Consider the following 21,502-nt stretch of genomic DNA (forward strand, 5'->3'; position numbering starts at 1 on the left):
TCTGGCGTAAAGTGGCGTAGCGGCCATGGCGACTAACGAATTGATGTTAAAGAAAAAATGCTGAAATATCAAGAGCATAGACTGGCTTTGGCGCCGATGATGGACTGGACGGACCGGCATTGCCGCTTCTTCCATCGCCAGCTGACGACCTGTGCGCTGCTCTACACCGAGATGGTGGTGGCCGACGCGGTCATCCAGGGCGCGCGCGATCGGCTGCTTGGCTTCGATCAGGCGGAACATCCGGTCGCCCTCCAGCTCGGCGGCTCCGACCCCGCGAAACTTGCCGAGGCGGCGCGCATTGGCGAAGCGTTCGGCTATGACGAGATCAATCTCAATGTCGGCTGTCCGTCGGACCGCGTCCAGTCAGGTACGTTCGGCGCCTGTCTGATGAAAGTGCCCGACCTTGTCGCCGACTGCGTCGCGGCCATGAAAGCGACGGTGAAGATCCCCGTCACCGTGAAATGCCGCATCGGCGTCGACGAACAGGATCCCGAACCGGCGCTCGATGCGCTGGCGAACGGGGTTTTCGAAGCCGGTACCGACGCCTTGTGGGTGCATGCGCGCAAGGCCTGGCTGGAAGGGTTGAGCCCGAAGGAAAACCGCGACATCCCGCCGCTCGACTACAACAGGGTCTATCGGCTGAAGGCCGGAAAACCGAACAAATTCATTGGGATCAATGGCGGAATTCAGTCGCTTGACGAAGCGCGTGGGCATCTCGATCATGTCGACGGCGCCATGCTTGGCCGCGCCGCCTACCACACACCAGGTATTCTGGCTGGCGTCGATGCCGCGTTCTACGGCACTGAGCCAGCGGCATTCGATTTCGCCGCCCTGATCGATGCGATGGCGGACTATGCGGCGCGCCATATAGAACAGGGTGGGCGGCTTGGCCATGTCACCCGCCACATGGTCGGGCTGTTCCACGGACTGCCCGGCGCGCGCCGCTACCGCCAGATTCTATCGACCGACGCGACCCGGCCCGGCGCCGGGCCGGACGTGCTGAAGACGGCTTTCGCGGCTGTGGTATTCGGCGGAGCGGCGGCGGAAGCGGCCTGAAGCACCTCAGTCCCGGAGGACCATGCGGTCGCCGCGCACGTCGAAGCCCGACAGCGAGCCGATGAAGTTCATGCCGAGCAGGCTCTGGCTGAGCATGCCGGGTGCCGCCACCATCACCGACATGTCCTTGCGCACGATGCCGCCGATCGCCACCTCGTTGGTCTTGACGGCTGCGGCGCGCGCCATGCCGTTGGCGGTCGAAACCGGTATCGTGTAGTTGAGCACCGCCGGATTGAAGCCAGCGGCTTGCGCGTCCTGCGACGTCAACACGGTGCTGGTCGCGCCGGTGTCGACCACGGCGCGGACCGGGTTGCCGTTGATCAGGATGCGCGCTTCGAAGTGGCCATTGTCGGCCTTGTCGAGGGTCACGGTGGCGTGGCCGTCTTCGACGCCGAGCGCCAGCGGACTGCCGGGAACGAGGCCCGCGGTCACCCGGCTGGCAACGTCCTGCAGTTCGTAGCGATACTGATAGCCGGCGATCAGCGCGAGCACGATTGCCACCCAGGCGCCAAGATTGCGGGCCATGTCGCCCAACGGGCGGCCCGACCGCAGCAGGCCGGCGCCGATAAGGGCACCGAAGGCGCCAAGCCAGATCAGCCGGCCGAAATCGTCATTGTCGACGCCGAGCGTGCTGCCGGCGGAATCGTTGAGCATGAGCAGGACTGCCCCCATGCCGATCACGGCCATCAGAATCCAGAACAGCCGGCCCATCCGTGCCTCGTCAAACCAAAGAGTTAGAGCAGTTCGCCGTTTCCGTGAAACGATCAACTGCTTAGAGTGCGTCGCGTTCGCGCGCCATGCGGGTGCGGCGCGTTTCCCGGCGCGGCCGGCGCTCGACCGTTTCCAGCCGGGCCGGCAGTTCGGCCATCACGCTGCGGCGCGTTTCCGGCGTCATCCCCATCCAGGCACCGATTTCCTCGCGCGTGCGGCCGCAGCCGAAGCAGAAGCCGGTCTTCATGTCGATCGAGCAGACGAGGATGCACGGGGATTCGATGGCCGTCATGACTTTCTCTTGAGGTTTCCGCTCGGAATCCCTCGTTCCATCTCCACATGGTGCAACGGCAAAGCCAATGCAAGCCCTCGCGATCGCGCCCTCCGCCGCCGTCTTTGCGGCAATCAAGCAAGAAGGACGATCGGGCAAGAAGGGCGACCGGGCAAGAAGGACGATCGAGAGGTTGTGCCGATCACGCAAGGCAGCTATGCCGCTCACCACCTCCAGGAACGATTGCTCCCGACATGACCAGCGCACTGCCTTTCGACGATTTTCGCAACCTGCTCGCCAACCTGCCGGCAGCCGACATGACTGCCCAAGCACGCGTACGCACGCTGTTCGCCAAAGCCGACAAACCGGGGAATTCGCTTGGCCGTATAGAGGACGTCGCCGCGTGGCTTGCGGCCTGGAGCGGCCGGGCTCCGCCCGCCGTGACAAGGCCGCTGATGGCGGTCTTTGCCGGCAATCATGGGGTTGTCAGGCAGGGTATTTCGCCGCGTCCGGTGGCGGCGACCGCCAACGCGGTCGAGCTTTGCGCGGCCGGCGGTGCCGCGATCAACCAGATCTGCATTGCCAACGACCTCGGGCTGAAAGTGTTCGATCTTGCCCTGCACATCCCGACCGGCGACATCACCGAGGACGCAGCGCTCGACGAGCGCGGCTGCGCAGCCACAATGGCCTTCGGCATGGAAGCGATTGCCGGCGGCACCGACCTGCTTTGCCTCGGCGATCTGGGCGTCGGCAATTCGACCGTCGCCGCGGCCTTGCTCGCCGCGCTGTTCGGGGGCAGGGGTGCCGACTGGATCGGCCCGGGGTCCGGCGCCGATGCGGCGATGCAGGCCCGCAAGGCGGACGTCGTCGATGCGGCGCTGGCCTTTCACGCCGGCCATCTCGAAGACCCGTTGGAGGTGCTGCGCCGGGTCGGCGGCCGCGAGTTCGCGGCGATGGCCGGCGCCATCCTCGCCGCGAGGATGCAGAATATCCCCGTGCTGCTCGACGGCTTTGCCGCGACGGCCGCCGCGGCGGTGCTGCATGCCGCGAACCCTTCGGCAATAGACCATTGTCTTCTCGCCAGCCTGTCGCCGGAGCCGGGCCACGCCCAGGCCGCCGAGCGGCTCGGCCTTCGGCCGCTGCTCGACTGGGGCATAAGCCACGGCGAAGGGGCAGGGGCGGCCCTTGGCGCAGGCCTGGTCAAGGCGGCGGCATTGACCAGCTCGGGCATGGCGGCGGCTGTTCGGGGCTAGCGCCGTTCGGTCCTCGGCGAGTCAACGCCTGAAATTGGGGATGCGGTAGACGACCGAGGCATATTTCAGATTGGAGCGGGTCTCGACCACACGGCCGCCAAGGCGTTCCGCGATTCTTCTGCTCGCCACGTTCTCTTCGGCGACAGGGTACGCGAAGCAATCGGGATCGAGTTCCACGGACGCCCATGCCGCGACGGCGGCAACGGCCTCCCCGCCGATGCCGTTTGCCTGTGCGTCCTCCCTGATCCAGATTCCGATCTCGGGGCAGGCAGTCCTTGCCGTGTGGAGGCCGACGAGCCCCAGACAACGATCGTCCGCCAGCCAACGCACGACGAAATGCAAATCCGATCCATCAAGGATGGACACCAGCCAGGATCGCCATACCTCGGCAAAGGCACTTGGCGATCGAGGCGGTTCCCACTGCATGAAGCGGGTGATTGCGGGCGTGATGGCCGCGAAGACCTCGTCAGCATCGCCGGCCGTAAACAGCTTCAGGCGGAGACGCTGCGATTTGATCTCGACACCACTGGCATCCCACTCGTCCGCCGCCATCGTCGTCCGCAATCCCCGTTCCTGACAGGTCGGTCGGCCAGGCGCCTATCGCCGCCGTGCCGCCACCGCCGCGGTCGGCAAAGCCGGCAGTTCTTCCATCACCCGGCTCAGCGGGAAGATGGCGATCGCCTCGGTGCCTTCGCGCAGCTTGGAATGAAGTTCGAACTCGCCGCCATGCATGGCAAGCAGACCTTGCACGATCGGCAGGCCAAGTCCCGTGCCTTGTTCGGCGCTCTTGATGGCGATCGAACCCTGGCCGAACGCCGAGAGCACCACCGGGATCTCGTCCTCGGGGATGCCCGGGCCATTGTCCTTGATCGAAATGTATTGTCCACCGCCCGCCGTCCAGCCGACGCGCACGCGGATTTCGCCGCCGGTGGCGGTGAACTTGATGGCGTTGGACAGGAGGTTGAGCGTGATCTGGCGCAAGGCGCGCTCATCGGCGAACAGGCGCGGCAATGTCTGTTCGAAATCCTGGATCACGCGAATATCCTTGTTGCGTGCCTTCAGCTCCATCATGTGGCAGCAATCCTCGACGATGTTGAGCAACATCACCGGCTCTTCATTGAGCTGGTAGCGGCCGGCCTCGATGCGTGACAGGTCGAGGATCTCGTTGATCAGGTCGAGCAGATGCTGGCCGGAATCATGCACGTCATGCGCGTAGTCGCGATAGGTCGGATTGCTCATCGGCCCCAGCACCTCGTTAGCCATCACCTCGGAAAAGCCGAGAATGGCGTTGAGCGGCGTGCGCAATTCGTGGCTCATCGAAGCGAGGAAACGCGATTTTGCCAAATTGGCATCCTCGGCCCGCCGCCGCGCCTCGTCCGACATCGATTTCGCTGTCTCCAGTTCGGCGATCAGCGCGTCCTTTTCCGAGCGGAACGACAACATCATGAGGGATGAATCGTTGAGGTGACGGGCGACATAGGCGAAGAAAGGCAACGACAAGACCAGCAGTCCGGCCATGATCGCCTCGAGCGGCATCCACAGCTTGGCGCCGGCATAGGCATAAAGCGCCACCGGAACGGCAAAGGTCGCCAACAGTGCCCCGCGAAGAGACGAGGCCATGATAGCCGTCCCCGCCATGGCAAACAACAGAACCACCGCCTTGACCACATGCAACTGGTCGACCGCGCAGGCGCCGCAGCCCAGCCAGACGAACCATGCCCAGCCGAGACCGCAAAGGAAATGGCCGACCAGGAATTCCCTGCGCGCTTGCAATGGGTTGAGCTCGGAAGCTTCCGTGCGCTCGATCCGACGCGCCATGAAGACGACGATCGTGTAGCAGGTGAGCGTGAATAGCGCCCAAAGCCCAATCTCATTGCCGACGCCGGCGAGCCGGCCGGCCGCGGCGATCGCCAGGACGAGCAGCGGGATGACCACGGCGCCGCTTGTCATCGCGCGGGCGTGCAGTTTCAGGAGTTCGCGGTCGAAATCGAGATTGCCGGCCTGCTGCGAAAGACGGTCGCGCGTCTTGCGCACCGCGCGTGCCACATCGCTGTTGCGATGGGGTTTCCTGCGGTCCACAATGAACTTGTCCGCTGTGTTCGAGCGTTGCAAAGGCATGGAAACTTCAATTTATGCGCGCAGCGATTTCAAGGTGTTAAGCTACGTTCGAATGATTAACCAACCGTTTGCCATATGAGTCGTTCCTGGTCGCCAAGACCGCGCCGGCGATACGCGGCGCCGCGCCCGAGAAGCTTGTGGCGCAAGCTGCTGGACTACGGCCTGGCTGCCATCATCCTGGGACTGCTGATCTTGCTCGCGGCGCGCCTCGACAGGGTCGAGACGCGCAAGACGCAAGGCACGGCCATCGTCAATGACGGCGATTCCATCACGCTCGGCACCGAACGCATCCGCATGCGCGGCATCGACGCCCCGGAGTACACGCAGACCTGCCGCAGGAACGGCGCCGACTATCCCTGTGGCACGCTCGCGCGCCAGTCGCTGGTACGCCTGATCGCCGGCAGGCCCGTCACCTGCAGCGGCTGGCAGCGTGACCGCTATGGCCGGTTGCTTGGCGACTGCAAGGCCGGGGGCACCGACCTCAACCGCGCCCAGGTCGAGGCCGGCTGGGCCGTCGCCTATGGCGGCTTCGAAAGCGAGGAAGCGACTGCCCGCGCGGCGAAATCTGGTATCTGGGCGGGCACGTTCGATCAGCCGCAGGACTGGCGCGACAGCCATCACGGCGAGGTCGTGGAACGAAAACACGGTACGCTGGCGTCGATTGGCGACGCCGCTCGGGAGATTTTTCGCTTCTGGTGAAGCGCATCTACCTGGAGGAAAAGGAGGATCGAATGAAGCTCTTCGACGGTGGCCGGGCGCCCAACCCGCGGCGGGTTCGTATTTTCCTTGCCGAGAAGGGGATCGCGGTGCCGCTGGTGCCCATCGACATGGGAGCGCTCGAGCACAAGGGCCAGGCGGTGCGTTCGCGCAATCCTTTGCAAAGGCTGCCGGTGCTCGAGCTCGATGACGGCACCGTCATCACGGAATCCGTCGCCATCTGCCGCTATTTCGAGGAGTTGCATCCGGAGCCGGCCCTGTTCGGACGCGGTGCGCTCGGCAAGGCGCAGGTCGAGATGTGGCAGAGGCGGATGGAGTTCAACCTGCTCAGCAGCGTCACGCAGGCTTTTCGCCACATCCATCCGGCCATGAAGGACTGGGAAATCCCGCAGATCCCCGAATGGGGCGAGGCCAACAAGCCGAAGGCCGTCGAATTTCTCAAACTTCTCGACGGCGAGTTGGCGAACCGGGAATTCGCCGCCGGCGACGATTATTCGATTGCCGATATCACCGGCCTGATCGCCGTCGACTTCATGAAACCGGCACGCATCAAGGTGCCGGAGGAATGCACCAATGTGCTGCGTTGGCATCAAACGATCTCCAGCCGGCCGAGTGCGGCTGCTTGAGCGTGGAACTCGACAGCTTCGCGGCAGCAGTCCGCGCCTGCCGCATCTGCGTCGAAAACCCCATCGGCAAACCGCTGCCGCATGAGCCGCGACCGGTGCTGCGGCCATCGTCCAGCGCCCGCATCCTCATCGCCAGCCAGGCGCCGGGAACCAAGGTGCACCTGTCAGGCATGCCGTTCACCGATGCCTCGGGCGACCGCCTGCGCAACTGGCTCGGCGTGACCAGCGACGAATTCTACGACACCGAGAAATTCGCCATCGTGCCGATGGGCTTCTGCTTTCCGGGACAGGACGCCAAGGGCGGCGACCTGCCGCCGAGGCGCGAATGCGCGCCTGCCTGGCGCGCGCCCTTGATGGCCCTGATGCCGCGGATAGACCTGGTGCTGACGATCGGCATCTATGCGCAATCCTGGCACATGGGCGCCGCGCGCCGCCCCTCGCTGACGGAAACGGTGAGGGACTGGCGCGCCATTTGGGAGAATTCCGTTGGTGCGAAAGTCTTGCCGCTGCCGCATCCGTCCTGGCGCAATACCGGCTGGTTGAAGCAGAATCCGTGGTTTGAAATGGATTTGCTGCCTTTCCTGCGGTCGGAAATCCGCTATCGCCTCGGCTAGGCATTCAGCAAGAAATCACTCGCTTTTACGCCGTTCGGCAGAATTTCTTTCTTGTGAAAGGCCGAAATAAGAGGGAGTATAGCCAATCTATTCCCCAGGAGCGCTTCAATGGACCGCCTCGACAGAAAAATTCTCCGCCTCCTGCAGGAGGACGCGACGCTCGCGGTCGCCGATGTCGCCAAGAAGGTCGGTCTGTCGACCACACCTTGCTGGCGCCGGATCCAGAAGCTCGAGGAAGAGGGCGTCATCAAGCGGCGCGTCGCCATTCTCGATCATGAGAAGGTCAATGTGCGGGTCACCGTCTTCGTGTCGATCCGCACCAATTCGCACAGCCACGAATGGCTGCGGCGGTTTTCCGAGGTCATCCAGGAATTTCCCGAGGTGGTCGAATTCTACCGCATGAGCGGTGACGTCGATTATCTCTTGCGCGTCGTGGTGCCCGATATTGCCGCCTATGACGCATTCTACAAGCGGCTGATCGCCAAGATCGAGATCCGTGACGTGTCGTCGTCCTTCGCCATGGAGCAGATCAAGTACACCACCGAAATCCCGCTCGACTACATGGTGCTGGACAAGGAATCGGGCGCCAACGCTGCTTGAGCGAATGGCACCCGCTCAGTTCTTCTTTTTGTTGAGGAAACTCCAGGGCGAGTTCACCGGCAAGGTGATGGTGTCCGGTACGGTGTCGACGCCGACCACCTCCGCCTTGCGCACGCTATATCCGGACTGAATGACGCTGACGCCGTCGAGAATGAACAGCTGGCTCTTCTCCATCTCCGGCCTCAGGGCGCCGGTGACGGCCACCGGCTGGTAGGCTTGCGAGATCTTGTATGGACGGGCTGGTGTGACCAGCACGATCTGGTTGGGCGGCGGCGTCGGCATGTGGCTGCACGCACCCGTCCACGGCACCAGCAGAAACTGATAGACGAGGTCGCCGTCGCGATCGACCGGCAATGCATAGCCGGCCAATTCTATGGTCTTACCCCTTAGATCGAGCGACAGCGTCTCGCCGTGATCGGGCAGCTTTGCCGCGATCATCGGCAACCCTGCGTCTTCGGCAACCGCCTGGGTCGCCGGGCGGAGATCCTTCCAGAATATATGTGAGGTTTCGGCCGAGGCGGAAGTGGCCGCGGATGCAAACGGCGCGGCCGCGAGCGCTACGATCGACTTGAGAAGATTGCTCATCGGCCGCTTCCTTTGCGGGCGAGTAAAGACGCCGACGCCGATGACGTCAACGCTCCAACCGCATCACATGTCGGCGAGAACCGGCCATGCCGATCTCGTGGAAGCCGCGAACCGCAAATAGATCGCGAAAGCCCATAAAACGATAACTCGGCGACGCATCCTCCACCGGATAGGCCTCGATGATGCGCGCCCCCTTGGCGAAGGCATGGTCAATGGCTGCGTCGAGCAATGCGGAGGCAAGGCCACCGCCGCGCAGCGCCCTTGGCACATAAAAGCAGGCGATCGACCACACGCCGGTCTCGCTGTCATCTTGCCGATTTGAAAGCCTGCGGTAGGTTTCGCGCGGCGCAACGGAACACCAGCCGACCGCCTTGCCGTCTATCTCGGCGAGGATGCCGACTGGTGTGCCGGCATCGATGAGCGCCATCATCAGGCGTTTCTTCTCGTCGCTCTGGATATGTTCGCGGCCGGAGTACCGCCATGCCATGCACCAGCAATATTTCGGCGCGCCGGGCTGTTCGAACAAGGTCTCGAAGCCGCCGCGCGTTGCCCGCGTCACCTCGGTGAAACGGATATTGGCGATGTCAAACTTTTCTGACGGCGAGGCGTTCGAGTGTCTTGGCATCGGATAGTTCCTTCGCGGCGTCCTTGCCGATCCAGCGCGCGGTCTTGTCCGTGGCGGCCGCAAGTTTCCGCGCCAGGACAAGGGCAGGGGCATGCAAGTCCGTCGAGCGCTTGCCGATTTGCCGCAACGCCCAGTTGACCGCCTTCCTGACGAAGTTGCGCTCATCACCGGCATGGGCTTCGATCAAGGGCAGGTAGGACAGGAACGTCGCGTCCGGCTCCTTTTTCAGATGCACGGCCGCCCATGCGAGCATGGCGAAGGCCGTGCGGCGCACGAATTCACGCTCGTCGACGGCGAACTCCTCGATCAGCTCGCGCCAGAACGGCGTATCGACGAACAGGTCGGAGACAGTGTCGACGATCTCCCAGGAATCGAAGTCGCCGGCCCAGCGGCGGCAATCTTCGATGGTGATCCTCTTCGGCTCGCCGGTGAACGCCGCCATCAGCCGCGCTTCGCGAATGCCGCTGTTCCACAGCGCTAGGGACCGCTCGTGGTTGCGCTTCAGCTTGCGCGCCAGGGGCCGCAAATCCGTGTTGCCGACGCCGAGCGCGGTCGCGGTGTTGATGCCGAACCGGGCCATGCCGGCGCGGTTCTCCACGGTGCCGATCGAGCGCAGATGCGTGACGATGTCCTGCGCGGTCCAACCTGGAACGGGCAGGGACATCGTCGCCTACTTCTCCAGCCGTGCCAGCAGCGAGGACGTGTCCCAACGCTTGCCGCCCATCGCCTGCACGTCCTTGTAGAACTGGTCGACAAGCGCGGTCACCGGCAGGCTGGCGCCGTTGCGGTCGGCCTCCGCCAGGCAGATGCCGAGATCCTTGCGCATCCAGTCGACGGCGAAACCGAAATCATATTTTCCGGCGTTCATCGTCTTGTGCCGGTTTTCCATTTGCCACGAACCGGCCGCGCCCTTGGATATCACCTCGATCACCTTCTCGATGTCGAGCCCGGCCTTCTTGCCGAAATGGATGCCTTCGGCCAAACCCTGCACGAGGCCGGCAATGGTGATCTGGTTGATCATCTTGGTGAGCTGGCCGGCGCCTACCGGTCCCATCAGTCCAACCATGCGGGCATAGGCGTCGATGACGGGCCTTGCCCTGTCGAAGGCGGCCTGGTCGCCGCCGACCATGACCGTCAGCACGCCGTTCTCGGCGCCGGCCTGGCCACCGGAGACCGGCGCGTCGAGGAAGGAAAACCCGCTCGACCGCGCGGCTTCCGCCAGTTCGCGCGCGACTTCCGCCGAGGCCGTGGTGTTGTCGATGAAGACCGAACCTTTCTTCATCGCCTTGAACGCGCCTTCGGGACCTGTCGTCACCGAGCGCAGATCGTCGTCATTGCCGACGCAGGAAAAGACGAAATCCTTGCCCTCGGCGGCTTGTGCAGGCGTCGCGGCAAGGCTGCCGCCATGTTTGGTGACCCACTGTTCGGCTTTCGCGCGGGTGCGGTTGTAGACGGTGACGTCGTGGCCGCCCTTGTTCTTCAGGTGCCCGGCCATGGGATAGCCCATGACGCCAAGACCGAGAAATGCCACAGATGCCATGAGCTTGCCCTTCAGACTGAAAATGGAATTGTTGCGAAAGCTCTAGGCCCTGCGCTCAATTCGTCAAGACGCGCATGGTCCGATCGACTGGTACAGCCGAATCGAAAATGATCAGCGTTTCAGGTGGATGGTGATCCGCCGCTCGATCCATTCGATGCCATGGCGCAACAACTCGACCATCACGAGATACACCAGGGCAACCCAGATATAGGCCTGGATGTCGAAGGAGTTGGCGAAGGCGAGTTTTGCATTGCCCATCAGGTCGTAGACGGTGATGATGGCGACGATCGCCGACGCCTTGACCATCAGGATCAGCTCATTGCCGTAAGGCCGCAAGGCGACGATCAGCGCTTGCGGCAGGACGATCTTGCGCAGCGTCTGCAATTTGTGCAGGCCAAGCGAAGCAGCTCCTTCCCACTGGCCCCTCGGCACGCTCTCGATGGCGCCGCGCAGGATTTCCGCCTGGTACGCGGCAGTGTTGAGCGAGAAGGCAAAGACGCCACAGTTGAAGGCGTCCTTGAAAAAATCCCAAAGCCCGACCATCTGGAGCTCCGGCCGGAACGAACCCAGCCCGTAATAGACCAGGAATGTCTGGACCAGCAGCGGCGTGCCCCGGAAAAAGTAGACGTAGCAATAGGCAAGGCCGGACAGGATCCGGTTCCTGGACATACGCCCATACGCAACAGGCATCGACAGAACGGCGCCAAGCACCATCGAGATGGCCACCAGCGACAGGGTGACGCCCAGCCCCCGCAGATAGGCGGGTGCATATTTGGCGAAGAAGGCGGCGTTCCAGGCAAAGAAGAGGTAGCTGACGATGCCAAGGCCAAAGGCTATCCACAGGCCAACCAGCGCATAGCCGACGATACGCTTGCGTGGCCAGCCGCGCACCTGCGGCGGCGGCCGTTCAACCATCGTGGCCGTGGCACTCATCGTTGCGCCTCCCATTTGCCGAGCGAGCGCAAGATGGCGCTGGTGGCGAAAGACGACACGATGGCCAGACCGAGAAAGACCAAAGCCGCCACGCCATAAAACAGGAACGAATGTTTTGTCACGCGAGCGGCCACACCGGCGTTGCGCAACGTCTCTGCCAGACCGACGACCGACACCAGCGAGGTGTCCTTCAACAGGCTGAGCCAGCAATTCTCGAGACCGGGGAAGGCGATGCGCAGCAGCTGCGGCAAGATCACCTTGCGCATTGTCTGCCCGTAGGAAAGTCCGATGGCGTAGCCACCCTCATATTGGCCCTTCGGGATGGCACGAAAGGCCGAAAGGAAAACCTCGCTGGCGTAGGATGAGAAGATCAGCGAGAGCACGATCATCCCGGCGACGAAGCTGTTGACGTCGATCGTCGCTTCGGGGCGGAAATAGCGGATGAGGTGCTGCAGCAGGATCGGCACGCCGAAGAAGAACAGGAAGAGCGTCACCAGTTCCGGCAGGCCACGGAAGACCGTGGTGTAGATATTGGCAGCGAGGCGCAGCGAGGGCTCTTCGGATTGCTTGCCCAGCGCAATGAAAAAGCCAATCGTCAAGCCAATGGGCAGCGTCGCCAGTGCGAGCAGAACCGTTACTACGATGCCATACGCAATATCATCACTCCAGCCATCAGGTCCCCAACTGAGAAGTGTCCATATGCTCTGGGCTGGCATCGACGGATCTTATCCCCACGGCGTTCCCAAGATGAATAGAAAGACGGCGGGGAATTCCCCGCCGTCTTGAACCTGTCTATCAGGACTCGGCGCCGTAGACGTCGAACTTGAAGTACTTGTCGTTGATTTCCTTGTATTTTCCATTGGCGCGGATGGCGTCGATGGCTTCATTGAGCTTGTTGACCAGGTCAGTCTCGCCCTTGCGCACCGCAATGCCTGCGCCCGGTCCGAAGATATCGACGGGTTGCGGCGACGGCTGGCCGAGGATCTTGCAGCAGGCGCCATCAGGCGAATCCAGCCATTGCTGCAGCACGACGATGTCGTCCTCGATGGCGTCGAGACGACCATTGGCAAGATCTGCCTGCTCTTCGGGGCTGCTCGGATAGCCCTTCACGGTGCTGTCGGTGTAGGTCTTCGAGGCATAATTGAAATGGGTGGTCGTGGTGGCGACACCGATGGTCTTGCCCGCGAGATCTTCCTTGGTCACACCCTTCAGCGTCGAGTCTTTCGGCACGGCGAGCGCCGACGGTGTGTTGTAGTATTTGTGCGAGAAGTCGACCTTTTCCTTCCGCTCCGGCGTGATCGACATCGAGGCGACGATGGCGTCGAACTTGCCGGCCTGAAGCGCCGGGATGATGCCGTCCCAATCCTGAGCGACGAAGGTGCACTTGACCTTCATCTGGTCGCAAAGCGCCTGGGCGATGTCGATGTCGAAGCCGACGAGCTTGCCGTCAGACGTCAGGTTGTTGAACGGGGGGTAGGCGCCCTCGGTGCCGATCCTCAGGGTTTTCTCCTGGGCCTGGGCTACGCCGAGCGTCAGCAGCGCGGCCGATGCGGCGAGCGCGATACGCAGTGCAATACGCATGATAGTCCTCTCTTTACGGTCCCGGCCGTCGTTCCGAAACGGCTCTGTGGGGCGGTGCTTTTGACCGCCCGCTGGGGGCGATACTCCCACTCTTTCCAAGAAAAAAGCAACTGCAAAACCACCAAAATCGGCAACGGCGTTCTGCCGTTACGTTAGTTCTCAAGCAACGAGACCGGTCGTGCGCTCGATGAAGTCGGCTATCGATTCTACGTCATCGAGGTCGAATGCCGGCAGGCTCTTGTCCGCGATGGCGAAATCCGCGGCGACAGCGACAATATTGGGATCGTCCGCCGAAAGCGGCGTCCGGTCCTTTGCGTCCAGCCGCCTGGTTTCGATCTTGCGGTGGGATTCGCGCTTGTAGCCTTCGACCAGCACGATGTCGCACGGGGCAAGCCGCGAGAGGATGCCATCCAGCGGCGGTTCGTCCTCGCCACGCAGCTCGTGCATCAGCGCCCAGCGATTGCCGGACACGATCGCAACCTCGGTGGCGCCGGCCTGCCGATGGCGGAAGCTGTCGGCGCCCGGCTTGTCGATGTCGAAATCATGATGGGCATGTTTGACCGTCGAGACCTTCCAGCCGCGCCGCACGAGCTCGGCGACCAGCTTTTCGGTCAGTGTGGTCTTGCCGGAGTTTTTCCAGCCGGTGATGCCGAAGATGTTCATGGCGTCATGCTCTGCAACAGGCGCGCGGCCTGGGCAAGGTCGTCGGGTACGTTGATGTTGAAGAAAGGGTCGAGCCCGGCGGATTGCGGGACCGGGAATTCCACCTCGACATGACCATGGCGCTCGATGAAGGCCGAAACCCGCCGGTTGTCCTCATCGACCAGAAAGTGCCGCAGCGCATCAAGGTATCCGACCGGCCACAGCGCGAAGGTCGGGTGCCGTCGGCCGGCCGAAGCGGCGACGGCAATTGACCCTGGATGCTCGCCTGCCGCCGCCGCCAGGCGGTCGACGAGGTCAAGCGGCAGGAAAGGGGTATCGCCGGCCGCGGTGACGATCGCCTTGCAGTGCGTGCCGGCAACGGCCCATTCGAGGCCGGTCAGGATGCCGGCCAACGGTCCGGCAAAGCCCTCGACCGTGTCGGCAAGCACGGGCAAACCGAAACGGGAAAAGCGTTCCGGATCGCCATTGGCGCTCAGCGCCAGGGTCTCGATCTGCGGGCCAAGGCGCGACAGCACCTGGTCGAGCACGCAGCCGCCGTTGAGCGGCAACAGGCTCTTGTCGCCGCCGCCCATTCGCCTCGACTGGCCCCCGGCCAGGATGATCCCCGCGACGTCTCGCTTCATGACGCTCAGCCTGTAGGCCTGCCGCCGGAAATCGCAAGCAACTTCCTGGATCCCGTCTTCCTGGATCCCATCTGGCTAGATCCCATCTTCCTAGATGCCATCTGGCGCCATGGCCGGCCCGGTGCTTTCGGCGACGATCCTTCGCCGGCCGACCACCCGTTCGCGATAGAGCGTATAGAGACCCGAGCCGACGACTATTGTTGCGCCGACGATCATCGGCGCGTCCGGGAAATCGCCGAAGACGATCAAGCCGAGCAGTATGGACCAAAGGAGTGCGGTGTAGCGGAATGGCGCGACGAAGGAGATTTCGCCCGAGCGCATCGCCATGATGATGAACTGATAGCCGACGAGCACCAGCACCGCCGCCAGCGCCAGCAGCGCCGTGCTTTTGCCGGTCATCGGCGTCCAGCCGCCCATCGGCGCCAGCAACGCCGCGCCGACGACGGTCATCGCAAGGGCGGTGGCGGTCGAGACGAGCATGGTCGGGATGGCCCGAGGGATGCGCCTGGTGGCGAGATCGCGCACGGTGCAGCAGGCAACGCTGGCCAGCGCCCAGAGGGAATACAGGCTGAAACCGTCAAAGCCCGGCCGCACGATGATCATAACGCCGGCGAAACCGGCGGCGATCGCCAGCCAGCGTCGCCAGCCGACCGCTTCGCCGAAAAACAGCGCCGCACCCATCGTCACCGCCAGCGGCAGCGCCTGCAGAACGGCCGAGACACTGCCGATCGGCAGATGGGCCAGGGCCACCAGGAATGACACCGTGGCGCCGGCTTCGGCCAGGACGCGGATTGCCACCAAAGGCTGCAGCATCAGGCGCGGCTGCAAAAGCGCGCCACGCTGCCAGGCCAGCAGGCCGACGAAGAGCGAGGCGAACGCTCCCCTGATCAGCATGACCTGCGCCATGTTCATCGATTGCGACGAGTATTTGGTGATGGCGTCGTTGAGCGTGAAGCCAACCATCGCCACCATCATGAACAACGCGCCGCGAAGATTTGGAGAAAGAGGCAAGACATCTACCGGTTGCTTTGGCAAGCAAGCCTGTAACAGCCCGCCGCGAAACAGCAACGGCAAAGGGCTGTACCAGGGCCGGGTCGTCCATCGTCCTGATGGGAAATCATGCCCGGATTCGTCGCGTATCTTGCCGGAAAGCGAATTCGCATCCCGACAAGCCGTGCCGCCGAGGTGGCTATTTCTTCGGCGTCAGGATCTCGGTGCCGTTGCCTTCCTTGCCGGCGATCGTCCACAGGCCATGCAGCGAGCCATCATCCTGAACCTTGTAGACGACGAGGCCGATGTCCTTGTCCATGACATAGCCGGCCGAAAAGGCATTGTCGTTGCGCATGCAGATGCCGTCGGAAGAAGAGCCGCCCGTCTCCCAATGGATCGTGCAGGTGGTTCCGCTGGTCAGCGTGATGGTGGCCTCGCCGCCATAGGGCGATCCGTCGAAATTGGTGCCGGCAACGGTGTAGGTGCCGCCGATCGACTGGGCTGCCGCGGGCACGGCCGCAAGGCCGAGCAATGCGAGAGAAAGAATGAGTTTGCGCATGATGTACCCCCTGTGAGCGACGATTCCGCCGCGGGGAAAGCTAGGCCGGAACGCGCTGGCGGTAAATCCGACAACCGTTTGCGGATCAGACTTTTTCTGGGATGTGCTGGAGAATGCTCATGGCCCCTTGAGACTGCCGGCGATCGCGCCGACCAGCGGGTCGTATTTCGATCTCACAGCCTGCGGGTAGTCGATCCACACCGTGCGGATGACGCCATCCTTTCCGAACAAACGCCGCTCGTAGAAGATCTTGTCGTTCTTGAGCCCCGACAACACCGCCCAGTCCTTGCCGGTCTTGCTGTAGGTGATCTTGTAGCCTGGCTCCTTGCTCGCCTTCTCTTCGGCGAGAAACCCTTTCGGGGTTTCGTCGTCGATGTTGGCGATGCCGGAGCAGGTCAGGCTGGCGCCGTCCGCGCTCAGCCATACCTGTCCGTCGCCATTGTCCGGCTCAGGCTGGCGATCGTTGAAGATCTCATCCGGGAAGGTGCAGACCGTGCCGAAACGCTCGTTCATATAGGTGAAAGGCGCGGCGATCGCGGCGCTTGCCGAAATCGTCGCGAAAGACGTCACGATCGAAAAGAACCGCCGCATGCCTTGCCCGTAGTCCGATGGCCACGAGGCAATCCTTGCACAAATCCGTGGGAAGGTCAGCCGCCGGTGACGCTCATATGCCGGGACACCGATGGGCGGCTGGTTCGGCGGTCGATGATGAAATCATGACCTTTGGGCTTGCGGCCGATGGCTTCGTCGATAGCGTCGGCGAGCAACTCATTGCCTTCGGACGCACGCAAGGGCGCGCGCAGATCGGCGGCATCTTCCTGGCCGAGGCACATATAGAGCGTGCCGGTGCAGGTCAGCCGGACGCGATTGCAGCTCTCGCAGAAATTGTGCGTCATCGGTGTGATGAAGCCGAGTTTTCCACCCGTCTCGGCGACATGAACGTAACGCGCCGGGCCGCCGGTCTTGAAGGGGATGTCGGTCAGCGTGAACTGGCGCTCCAGCGAGGCCCGCAGCAGCGATAGCGGCAGGTACTGGTCTGTGCGGTCGGCGTCGATCTCGCCCATAGGCATGGTTTCGATGACCGTCAGGTCCATGCCGCGGCCATGCGCCCAGCGCATCATCTCGGGCAGTTCGGCGTCGTTGAAATCCTTCAGCGCCACCGCGTTGAGCTTGACCTTCAGTCCGGCCGCCTGCGCGGCGTCTATGCCGGCCATGACCTTGTCGAGATGGCCCCAGCGGGTGATCTTGTGGAACTTGTCGGCGTCGAGCGTATCGAGCGAAACATTGACGCGCTTGACGCCGCAATCGGCGAGTTCGGTGGCAAAGCGCGCAAGCTGCGAGCCGTTGGTCGTCAGCGTCAATTCTTCCAGGGCGCCGCTTTCGAGATGCCGCGACAGCTGGCGCACCAGATGCATGATGTTCTTGCGCACCAGCGGTTCACCGCCGGTGAGGCGCAGCCTTCTGACACCCTTTTCGACGAAGACTGTGCAGAGCCGGTCGAGTTCTTCCAGCGACAGCAGGTCCTTCTTGGGCAGGAAGGCCATGTCCTCGGCCATGCAATAGGTGCAACGGAAATCGCAGCGGTCGGTGACCGACACTCTGAGATAGCTGATCGTGCGACCGAAGGGGTCGATCATGTCCATGCTTCAAGCGCTTCCCGTAGCCGTGAGTGGCGTCGTTATATACCGCTATGTGATACGAAGCGGCTAGCCATTCAAGATAGAAGGTGTTGATCCTTGGTAACATCTCGAGGCCGACATTGCATGTCGGCTCATCTCAAACGGCCTTTTCCGCCCTGGCGAAGCAGCGTAGGGAAGGGTGGATGACACCGGATCGAACAGAATGACCGCGCCAAAAGAACTCAGGGTCTCCAAGGACCGCAAGCAGCTCACCGTGACGTTTCCCGGTCACCAGCCTTTCGAGCTGCCGGCGGAGCTCTTGCGCGTGGCATCGCCTTCGGCGGAGGTGCAGGGCCATTCGCCCGAACAGCGCGTGACGGTTCCCGGTAAGCGGAATGTGGCGATCCTGAAGATCGAGCCGATTGGCAATTATGCCGTGCGCATCACCTTCGACGATTTCCACGACACCGGTATCTTCACCTGGAATTACCTGCACACGCTCGGCCACGAGAAGGACGAGCGCTGGAATGCCTATCTCGCGGAATTGGCGGCGAAGGGCTTGAGCCGGGATCGCTGATTCCCCGGCATGCTGGCGTCGTCAGGACGTCACATATCTGGAGTAGCGCCGGCAAAGGTTCGGAGGCGAAAACGATGTCCATCATCACCACGGTCGAGCAGCTCGAGGCGCTCTATGGAATTCCGGGCGAGGCCTCGCTGGTCAAGGAACTCGACCATCTCATCCCCGAATATGCCGCCTTCATCGAGGCCTCGCCCTTCGTCGCCTTGGCGACCAGCGGACCGGAGGGGCTCGACTGTTCGCCGCGCGGCGATCTCGCCGGCTTCGTCAGGATCGTCGATCCGCGAACGGTGATGATGCCGGACCGGCGTGGCAACAACCGCGCCGATTCGCTGAAGAACATCATCAGGGATCCGCGTGTCGGGCTGCTGTTCCTGGTGCCGGGTTCCGGCACCACGCTGCGCATCAACGGTCGGGCCCATATCACCACGGATGCAGCGCTTTGCGCGTCGTTCAGTGTCGACGGCAAGGCGGCGCGCTCGGTGACCGTCATCGATGTCGATTCGGTCTATTTCCAGTGCGCCCGCGCCATCGTGCGATCGGAACTCTGGAATCCGGCCAGGCATGTCGATCCGAAGTCGCTGCCGACGCCCGGACAGATCCTGGAAATCACCAGCCGCAAGAACATCGACGGCGAGGCTTACGACAAGGAATGGCCGGAGCGGGCGAAGAAGACGATGTGGTAGCCGGTGCACCTTGGGTGCTAGGCTTCCTTCAGCACTTCATAGATCTTGCGCATCTGGTCGCCGATCATGTCGCACTGTTCCGGCGTCGACTGGCTCATCGCCTTTTCGATCAGCGCCATGTGCACTTTCAGCGCCTGCATCAGCAGTGCCTCGCCGGCTTCGGTCAGAGCGAGCCGCAGGATGCGCCTGTCCTTCTCGTCGGTCTCGCGACGCAGCAGGCCGCGTGCCTCCAGCTGCGGCAGCAGCATGGTGATGTTGGAGCGGCCGACGAGCAGCTTGCGGGCAAGGTCGTGCTGCGACATGCCGGGGTGGCGGTAGAGGTTCATCAGCACGTCGAGCTGCGCCGGCTTGAGATCGAGCGGCGCGAGCTTTACCGCCAGCGTGCGCTCCAGCACATGGCAGGCGCGCGCCACCGCGACCCAGTTGCGAAAACGTGGGTTGTCCCAGGGTAGCTCTTGTCTATTGTTCATCTTTGAACTATTATGTTCATGCTTGAACGTATGGATGGATTCTCACTATGGCATCATTCGGGCTGAAGGTCATCCGAGGTGTGTTTGGTGCGGCCGAACATATCGCGCCACGCATCACCGGGCGCGCGGCTTTCGAACTGTTCTGCCGCACGCCGAGCGCCAAGGCGCTGACCGACGGCGAGCGCCGCGCCATCGGCCGCGCCGCCGAGTTCATGGCCGAAGCGCGCCATCACCGGCTGAAGACCGCGACCGGCTGCGTCATGGTGCACGAATTCCGGCCGGAGCCGGGCAGGACGGCCGCCGGCACGGTGCTCGTCGTTCATGGCTGGCGTTCGCGCACCGAATATATGCGCGCGTTGATCGAAGGCTATCGCGCGGCCGGCTACAGGGTCGTTTCGCTTGACCTGCCGGGGCATGGCCAGTCGCGGGGCAGGCACCTGAACATGGTCAACGCCGTTGAAGCGGTGCGCGTTGCCGGCGAATGGTTCGGTCCATTCGCGGCGGCGATCGGCCATTCCTTCGGCGGCGCCGTCGCGGCCAACGCCATCGCCGGTTCGGTCAAGAACGTCCCGCCACTGGCGGCCGGACGTCTGGTGCTGATCGCGGCGCCAAGCTCGCTGCCGGCGATCTTCGCCGACTTCAGCCGCATGCTCAATGTCGGGCCGCGCTCACAGGTCGCGATGGCGGACCGTGTCCAACACCTTTCCGGCCGGCCGCTGCACGAATTCACCGGCGACCGCCAGCTCGCCCAGGCGCCGGTGCCGACGCTTGTCATCCACGCACCTGACGACCGCGAGGTGCCGGCCGATCATGCCAGGCGCTATGCCGGTGCCGGGGATCACGTGCGGCTGCATTGGGCCGACGGGCTCGGCCACCGGCGCATTCTCGCCGACAAGGGCGTGGTCGAACGCGCCGTCGCCTTCGTGGCCCGCGAGCCGTCGCTGCTGCATTGAGCGACGTCGAGATTATTTCTTCTTGTCGCCGGGCTCGACCGGCAAACCGGCCGCCTTCCAGGCGGTGTAGCCGCCAAGGATGTGCTTGACCGGCGAAAGTCCCATGTCCTGCGCCGTCTTGGTGGCCAGCGCCGAACGCCAGCCGCCGGCACAGAAGAAGACGAAGCTCTTTTCCGAGGCAAAGAACGGCTTGTGATAGGGGCTTTCGGGATCGATCCAGAATTCCAGCATGCCACGGGTGACATGCTTGGCGCCGGGAATCCTGCCGTCGCGTTCGATCTCGCGCGGATCGCGCAGGTCGACGAAGATGGTGCCTTCGTCCTCGAGCAGTCCGGCGGCTTCCTCCGGCGAAACCACTTCGATCTCGGCATTCGCCTCATCCAACAGTTCGCGATAACCCTTCTTCACAGGCTTTCCTCCCGATCGCGCACCTGGCTGCTGTTTGAATTTCCAGCACAATGGCTGGCGTTTGTCACGTCTTGTCGGCGCCGGCCATCGTCCGCCAGGCGGCCATCGCCCCGGCGACCGTCGCCATCAGCGCGGAGCACGAAGCACCGTCGCGCGCCTGGATCGACATGCCGTGCTGAACCGTTGCGAAAAAAATCGCGGCGGCGCGACAATCGAACCCCGCCGGCAATTCGCCATCGGTGACCCCACGCTCGAGCCGCTCTTGCAGGGCCACCTGGTTCTCAGCGCGGCGGCGGCGCAGATCGGCGCAGATGGCGCTGCTGGTCGAATCCTGATGCAGCGCACCGAGCGTGATTAGGCAGCCTTGCGGACGATCGGTTTGCGAATAGGCTTTTGCCGTCTGCCGCAGGAAGTTCTCGATCGCCTGGCATGCCGTCGGCGCCTTTTCCAAGGCGGCCCAGATCTCGGTGCCTTCGGCTTGCGTGTAATATTCGGTCGCTTCGAGGAACAGTGCTTCCTTGCTGCCGAAGGCGGCATAGAGGCTGGGTGAGTTGATTCCCATCGCCGTGGTCAGTTCGGCAATCGAAGTACCCTCGTAGCCCTTGACCCAAAACAGCTCCATCGCCCGCCGCAGCGCTGCGGTTCGATCGAAGGTGCGAGGGCGGCCTCTTTCCGACATGTCGCTCTTTCTGTGTTGATCGATACATAAATCTGTTGACGCGGT

Annotated in this window: 29 protein-coding genes; 9 read left to right on the plus strand and 20 right to left on the minus strand. The window is 63.1% G+C overall.

What is annotated here, in order from left to right:
- Positions 1-57: 57 nt before the first annotated feature.
- Complete coding sequence (gene dusA / locus MESOP_RS21965) at positions 58-1,056, plus strand: tRNA dihydrouridine(20/20a) synthase DusA (protein WP_013895542.1); 999 nt, start codon at positions 58-60, stop codon at positions 1,054-1,056.
- Between the two features lie 6 nt (positions 1,057-1,062).
- Here dusA and MESOP_RS21970 read toward each other — a convergent pair whose 3' ends face one another.
- Entirely contained in the window at positions 1,063-1,767 is a 705-nt protein-coding gene (locus MESOP_RS21970; protein ID WP_013895543.1) for a TIGR02281 family clan AA aspartic protease, read from the minus strand.
- 61 nt (positions 1,768-1,828) lie between these two features.
- A complete protein-coding gene (locus MESOP_RS21975; protein WP_013895544.1) occupies positions 1,829-2,059 on the minus strand; it encodes a DUF1289 domain-containing protein in 231 nt (76 codons plus the stop codon).
- A 233-nt stretch (positions 2,060-2,292) separates the two neighbouring features.
- On the opposite strand from MESOP_RS21975, the gene MESOP_RS21980 reads away from it, so the two are divergent.
- A complete protein-coding gene (locus MESOP_RS21980; RefSeq protein WP_013895545.1) occupies positions 2,293-3,291 on the plus strand; it encodes a nicotinate-nucleotide--dimethylbenzimidazole phosphoribosyltransferase in 999 nt (332 codons plus the stop codon).
- A gap of 21 nt (positions 3,292-3,312) precedes the next feature.
- Here MESOP_RS21980 and MESOP_RS21985 read toward each other — a convergent pair whose 3' ends face one another.
- A complete protein-coding gene (locus tag MESOP_RS21985) occupies positions 3,313-3,843 on the minus strand; it encodes a GNAT family N-acetyltransferase (RefSeq protein WP_013895546.1) in 531 nt (176 codons plus the stop codon).
- A gap of 45 nt (positions 3,844-3,888) precedes the next feature.
- Positions 3,889-5,409: a sensor histidine kinase gene (locus tag MESOP_RS21990; protein WP_013895547.1), complete on the minus strand. Its 1,521-nt coding sequence runs from the start codon at positions 5,407-5,409 to the stop codon at positions 3,889-3,891.
- Positions 5,410-5,484: 75 nt separating this feature from the next.
- On the opposite strand from MESOP_RS21990, the gene MESOP_RS21995 reads away from it, so the two are divergent.
- From MESOP_RS21995 to MESOP_RS22010, 4 genes are all read left to right on the plus strand, one after another.
- A complete protein-coding gene (locus tag MESOP_RS21995; protein WP_013895548.1) occupies positions 5,485-6,108 on the plus strand; it encodes a thermonuclease family protein in 624 nt (207 codons plus the stop codon).
- A gap of 32 nt (positions 6,109-6,140) precedes the next feature.
- Positions 6,141-6,752 carry a glutathione S-transferase gene (locus MESOP_RS22000; protein WP_013895549.1) on the plus strand — a complete coding sequence of 204 codons (612 nt, stop codon included), beginning with the start codon at positions 6,141-6,143 and terminating at the stop codon, positions 6,750-6,752.
- Complete coding sequence (locus tag MESOP_RS22005; RefSeq protein ID WP_041164224.1) at positions 6,692-7,366, plus strand: uracil-DNA glycosylase family protein; 675 nt, start codon at positions 6,692-6,694, stop codon at positions 7,364-7,366. The genes MESOP_RS22000 and MESOP_RS22005 overlap by 61 nt, the downstream gene beginning before the upstream one ends.
- A gap of 108 nt (positions 7,367-7,474) precedes the next feature.
- Entirely contained in the window at positions 7,475-7,966 is a 492-nt protein-coding gene (locus MESOP_RS22010; RefSeq protein WP_006205209.1) for an Lrp/AsnC family transcriptional regulator, read from the plus strand.
- A gap of 15 nt (positions 7,967-7,981) precedes the next feature.
- Here the strand turns inward: MESOP_RS22010 and MESOP_RS22015 are convergent, their stop codons facing one another.
- The 13 genes from MESOP_RS22015 to moaA form a co-directional block, all read right to left on the minus strand.
- On the minus strand, positions 7,982-8,551 hold the full coding sequence (locus MESOP_RS22015; RefSeq protein WP_013895551.1) for a DUF3299 domain-containing protein: 570 nt from the start codon (positions 8,549-8,551) through the stop codon (positions 7,982-7,984).
- A gap of 46 nt (positions 8,552-8,597) precedes the next feature.
- Positions 8,598-9,176, minus strand: a complete 579-nt coding sequence (locus MESOP_RS22020; protein WP_013895552.1) for a GNAT family N-acetyltransferase — start codon at positions 9,174-9,176, stop codon at positions 8,598-8,600.
- Positions 9,136-9,840 carry a DNA alkylation repair protein gene (locus MESOP_RS22025; RefSeq protein WP_013895553.1) on the minus strand — a complete coding sequence of 235 codons (705 nt, stop codon included), beginning with the start codon at positions 9,838-9,840 and terminating at the stop codon, positions 9,136-9,138. The genes MESOP_RS22020 and MESOP_RS22025 overlap by 41 nt, the downstream gene beginning before the upstream one ends.
- Before the next feature lie 6 nt (positions 9,841-9,846).
- On the minus strand, positions 9,847-10,716 hold the full coding sequence (locus MESOP_RS22030; protein ID WP_013895554.1) for an NAD(P)-dependent oxidoreductase: 870 nt from the start codon (positions 10,714-10,716) through the stop codon (positions 9,847-9,849).
- A 111-nt stretch (positions 10,717-10,827) separates the two neighbouring features.
- A complete protein-coding gene (locus tag MESOP_RS22035; RefSeq protein WP_013895555.1) occupies positions 10,828-11,649 on the minus strand; it encodes an ABC transporter permease in 822 nt (273 codons plus the stop codon).
- Entirely contained in the window at positions 11,646-12,365 is a 720-nt protein-coding gene (locus MESOP_RS22040) for an ABC transporter permease (protein WP_013895556.1), read from the minus strand. Before MESOP_RS22040 ends, MESOP_RS22035 begins: the two co-directional genes overlap by 4 nt.
- A gap of 79 nt (positions 12,366-12,444) precedes the next feature.
- Positions 12,445-13,230, minus strand: coding sequence for an ABC transporter substrate-binding protein (locus MESOP_RS22045; protein ID WP_013895557.1), 786 nt, complete (start codon positions 13,228-13,230; stop codon positions 12,445-12,447).
- Positions 13,231-13,389: 159 nt separating this feature from the next.
- A complete protein-coding gene (gene mobB, locus MESOP_RS22050; protein ID WP_013895558.1) occupies positions 13,390-13,893 on the minus strand; it encodes a molybdopterin-guanine dinucleotide biosynthesis protein B in 504 nt (167 codons plus the stop codon).
- Positions 13,890-14,516 (minus strand): molybdenum cofactor guanylyltransferase MobA, encoded by a 627-nt coding sequence (mobA, locus tag MESOP_RS22055; protein ID WP_013895559.1) that lies wholly within the window; start codon positions 14,514-14,516, stop codon positions 13,890-13,892. Before mobA ends, mobB begins: the two co-directional genes overlap by 4 nt.
- A gap of 90 nt (positions 14,517-14,606) precedes the next feature.
- Positions 14,607-15,527: a DMT family transporter gene (locus MESOP_RS22060; protein WP_013895560.1), complete on the minus strand. Its 921-nt coding sequence runs from the start codon at positions 15,525-15,527 to the stop codon at positions 14,607-14,609.
- Positions 15,528-15,705: 178 nt separating this feature from the next.
- Entirely contained in the window at positions 15,706-16,065 is a 360-nt protein-coding gene (locus tag MESOP_RS22065; protein ID WP_013895561.1) for a hypothetical protein, read from the minus strand.
- Between the two features lie 117 nt (positions 16,066-16,182).
- Positions 16,183-16,656 (minus strand): hypothetical protein, encoded by a 474-nt coding sequence (locus MESOP_RS22070; RefSeq protein WP_013895562.1) that lies wholly within the window; start codon positions 16,654-16,656, stop codon positions 16,183-16,185.
- Between the two features lie 56 nt (positions 16,657-16,712).
- Positions 16,713-17,708, minus strand: coding sequence for a GTP 3',8-cyclase MoaA (moaA, locus tag MESOP_RS22075; RefSeq protein ID WP_013895563.1), 996 nt, complete (start codon positions 17,706-17,708; stop codon positions 16,713-16,715).
- 199 nt (positions 17,709-17,907) lie between these two features.
- Between moaA and MESOP_RS22080 the strand changes: the two genes are divergently transcribed.
- Both MESOP_RS22080 and MESOP_RS22085 read left to right on the plus strand, forming a co-directional pair.
- Complete coding sequence (locus tag MESOP_RS22080) at positions 17,908-18,261, plus strand: gamma-butyrobetaine hydroxylase family protein (protein WP_013895564.1); 354 nt, start codon at positions 17,908-17,910, stop codon at positions 18,259-18,261.
- Positions 18,262-18,335: 74 nt separating this feature from the next.
- Entirely contained in the window at positions 18,336-18,947 is a 612-nt protein-coding gene (locus MESOP_RS22085) for a pyridoxamine 5'-phosphate oxidase family protein (RefSeq protein WP_013895565.1), read from the plus strand.
- 17 nt (positions 18,948-18,964) lie between these two features.
- On the opposite strand, the gene MESOP_RS22090 is transcribed toward MESOP_RS22085, so the two are convergent.
- Positions 18,965-19,417 (minus strand): MarR family winged helix-turn-helix transcriptional regulator, encoded by a 453-nt coding sequence (locus MESOP_RS22090; protein WP_013895566.1) that lies wholly within the window; start codon positions 19,415-19,417, stop codon positions 18,965-18,967.
- A gap of 47 nt (positions 19,418-19,464) precedes the next feature.
- Here MESOP_RS22090 and MESOP_RS22095 point away from each other — a divergent pair, with 47 nt between their 5' ends.
- Entirely contained in the window at positions 19,465-20,370 is a 906-nt protein-coding gene (locus tag MESOP_RS22095; RefSeq protein ID WP_013895567.1) for an alpha/beta hydrolase, read from the plus strand.
- Between the two features lie 12 nt (positions 20,371-20,382).
- Here the strand turns inward: MESOP_RS22095 and MESOP_RS22100 are convergent, their stop codons facing one another.
- Entirely contained in the window at positions 20,383-20,778 is a 396-nt protein-coding gene (locus tag MESOP_RS22100) for a rhodanese-like domain-containing protein (protein ID WP_013895568.1), read from the minus strand.
- A 64-nt stretch (positions 20,779-20,842) separates the two neighbouring features.
- A complete protein-coding gene (locus MESOP_RS22105) occupies positions 20,843-21,457 on the minus strand; it encodes a TetR/AcrR family transcriptional regulator (protein WP_013895569.1) in 615 nt (204 codons plus the stop codon).
- Positions 21,458-21,502 lie beyond the last annotated feature (45 nt).

Origin of the sequence: Mesorhizobium opportunistum WSM2075, assembly GCF_000176035.2 — a bacterium.
Lineage (GTDB): Bacteria > Pseudomonadota > Alphaproteobacteria > Rhizobiales > Rhizobiaceae > Mesorhizobium > Mesorhizobium opportunistum.